The 2,376-nt window shown below is 71.7% G+C and carries 4 protein-coding genes and 1 pseudogene; 4 read left to right on the top strand and 1 reads right to left on the bottom strand.

From position 1 onward, the window contains the following. Positions 1 to 21: 21 nt before the first annotated feature. A complete protein-coding gene (locus tag ROTAS13_RS23045; protein ID WP_079253305.1) occupies positions 22 to 498 on the bottom strand; it encodes an outer membrane protein assembly factor BamE in 477 nt (158 codons plus the stop codon). A gap of 174 nt (positions 499 to 672) precedes the next feature. On the opposite strand from ROTAS13_RS23045, the gene ROTAS13_RS23040 reads away from it, so the two are divergent. The 4 genes and pseudogenes from ROTAS13_RS23040 to ROTAS13_RS23025 all read left to right on the top strand — a co-directional run. Continuing rightward, positions 673 to 1,251, top strand: coding sequence for a ubiquinol-cytochrome C chaperone family protein (locus ROTAS13_RS23040; protein WP_075823541.1), 579 nt, complete (start codon positions 673 to 675; stop codon positions 1,249 to 1,251). Continuing rightward, entirely contained in the window at positions 1,248 to 1,760 is a 513-nt protein-coding gene (locus ROTAS13_RS23035; RefSeq protein WP_019460260.1) for a DUF177 domain-containing protein, read from the top strand. The genes ROTAS13_RS23040 and ROTAS13_RS23035 overlap by 4 nt, the downstream gene beginning before the upstream one ends. A 146-nt stretch (positions 1,761 to 1,906) precedes the next feature. Continuing rightward, complete coding sequence (rpmF, locus tag ROTAS13_RS23030; protein WP_026033043.1) at positions 1,907 to 2,110, top strand: 50S ribosomal protein L32; 204 nt, start codon at positions 1,907 to 1,909, stop codon at positions 2,108 to 2,110. Between the two features lie 26 nt (positions 2,111 to 2,136). Next, positions 2,137 to 2,376: pseudogene (locus tag ROTAS13_RS23025) on the top strand (phosphate acyltransferase); the annotation flags it as partial.

Genomic DNA, 2,376 nt, shown 5'->3' with positions numbered 1-2,376 from the left:
GGTGGCTGCGGGGGGGGGGCCTTAGCGGCCCGGTCCGCCGCCGGGACCCTGGTCGCTGGTGGCGGAGCCCATGGAGCCACCGGCGCCGTTGAAGCGGCCGATATTGCCGAAGAGCTGCTGCAGCACGCTGCGCTCGGTGCCGGGCGAAGGGGTCTCGCGCGACACGAAGGAGACGTTGTTCCTGTCCTTGTCGGTCAGCTCGCGGATGTTCCGCACCACGCCACCCTGGTCAAAGGTGATGGCGACGACGCGCTGATCGCTGACCCCCGGCATCTGGGCCGGGCGGATATGGGTGACTTCGCTGATATAGTACCACTCGTTGGGGTCGAAGGTCCCCGTGGCGCTGGGCGAGCCGAGCAGCGCGCTCACGTCCTGGCGCGTCTGCACCCCGGGCGTGATCTGGGCGAGCTGCTCCGGGTCCACCCGGTTGCCGCGGATCTCGCGCGGGGCGCCGAAGACCGAGCAGCCACCAAGGGGCACGGCGAGCAGTGCTGCCATGGCCAATGCGAGACCGGCGCGGCCGGCTGGCAGAAGGCGGGATCGCCCCGAGGGGCGGCGATTGACTGGGGAGGGGGCGCGGGCCATCTCGTCGGGCGGATTGCCACCGCCTTGCCCTCCGGTCAACGGTGCTGAGCGGGCGGGGCAGCCTCGAAACGGTGATCGGGACAGAATATGGGCCTTCTCGGCCTCCTTCGGCGCAAGCCCTTCGAGCGTGCGGGCTTCGAGCTCTACACCGCCAGCGTGGCGGCGGCCCGCGCCCCAGGCCTGTTCGGGACGATCGGTGTGCCCGACACGCTGGAGGGGCGCTTCGACGCCATCGCCCTGCATGTGGCGCTGCTGGTGCACCGCCTGCGCCATGACCCGGACCCGCGTGGACGGGAACTCGCCCAGGCGGTCTTCGACGCGATGTTCGCCGACATGGACCTGAACCTGCGGGAGATGGGCGTGGGCGACATGTCCATCGGCCGGCGCGTGAAGGCGATGTGGGAGGCCTTCCACGGCCGGGCACGCGCCTATGAGGCGGCGCTGGAGGCCATGGGGAAGGCACAGGACCGGACGGCGGAGTCGCCCCCCCTGGAAACAGCCCCCCTGGAAACAGTCCTGGCGCGCAACATCTGGCGGGATGAGCCGCCGGAGGGCGCCCCGGCCCTGCTGGCCGCGCGCGCCTGCCGGATCGCCGCCGCCCTTTCGGCCCGGGGGATCGGCGATCTCGCCGCCGGCCGCCTCGACCTGCTGGAGTTCCAGACGTGACCAAGAACGAGTTTTCCCGGCCCGTGGTGCTGGCCAACATTCCCCGCTCCGGCCAGCGCGAGAGCCTCGCCGCCACGCCGGAGGAATGCGAGGCCCTGGCCCGCCGCCTGGGCTTGCTGTCCCTGGGGAAGCTGGAGGCCAAGGTGGCGCTCACCCCGCAGGCCGGCGGCAATGTCGCCGTGCGCGGCCGGATGCAGGCCAGCGTGACCCAGGCCTGCGTGGTGACGCTGGAGCCGGTACCGCAGGAGATCGACGAGGAGATCGACTGGCGCGTGCCGCCCCCCGCCGCCGAGCCCTCCGAACCCGACGAGGAGGACATCCTGGAAGGTCCGGACGAGGTGGAGGCCGAGAACGGCGTGCTCGATCTCGGGGAGGCGCTGGCGCAGCAGCTCGCCCTGTCCCTCGACCCCTATCCACGCGCTCCGGGAGCGGGACTCGGGCCGGAAGGAGCGGGCGACAAGCCCGTCACCCCCTTCTCCGCGCTGAGCCGCCTGAAGCGGGGCGATTGACCGCACGGCTCCAGGCAGGGCTGCTTCAGGCTTGCTTCCTGGGGGGGCGGGTGGTAGAGGCCCGCCCTCAGCTTGCATCGATTCCGGTCGATCGCGCCCAATTCATGCAGCTCTTGCAGAAGCCATTTTAGAAAGGCCCGGCGACCATGGCCGTCCCTAAGAAGAAAGTCTCGCCCTCCCGCCGCGGCATGCGCCGCAGCCACGAGGCCCTCACCGCCTCCGCCTATCACGAGTGCCCGAACTGCGGCGAGCTGAAGCGCCCGCACCATGTCTGCTCCTCCTGCGGCCATTATGACGGCCGTGAGGTCGTGCAGGCCGGCGACGCCCTGAAGGCCGCGGTCCGCACCTGAGCCACGACGGCACCGCGAGACCTGTCGTGTCCGAAGGGTCCATCGCGGGCCGCGTGCCCGCCTATTCGCTCGCCATCGATGCGATGGGCGGCGACAACGCCCCCGACGCCGTGCTGGACGGGATCGAGCTCTCGGCGGAACGCCACCCCGAGGCCCGGTTCCTGCTGCTGGGCGACGAGGCGAAGCTGTCCGGCCTGCTGGCCCGCCGTCCGCGCGCCGCGCGGGCCTGCAGCCTGCGCCATGCCGCCGAGGCCATCCCGGGCGAC

Origin of the sequence: Roseomonas sp. TAS13 (assembly GCF_001950415.1) — a bacterium.
Classification (GTDB): Bacteria; Pseudomonadota; Alphaproteobacteria; order Acetobacterales; family Acetobacteraceae; genus Roseomonas; species Roseomonas mucosa.
This window is presented reverse-complemented; position numbering and strand designations above follow the sequence as displayed.

Bases quoted from the DNA above. Each gene is read 5' to 3' on its own strand.
- ROTAS13_RS23045 (WP_079253305.1), bottom strand. From the start codon at position 498: ATGGCAGCACTGCTCGCCGTGCCCCTTGGTGGCTGCTCGGTCTTCGGC.
- ROTAS13_RS23040 (WP_075823541.1), top strand. From the start codon at position 673: ATGGGCCTTCTCGGCCTCCTTCGGCGCAAGCCCTTCGAGCGTGCGGGC.
- rpmF (WP_026033043.1), top strand. From the start codon at position 1,907: ATGGCCGTCCCTAAGAAGAAAGTCTCGCCCTCCCGCCGCGGCATGCGC.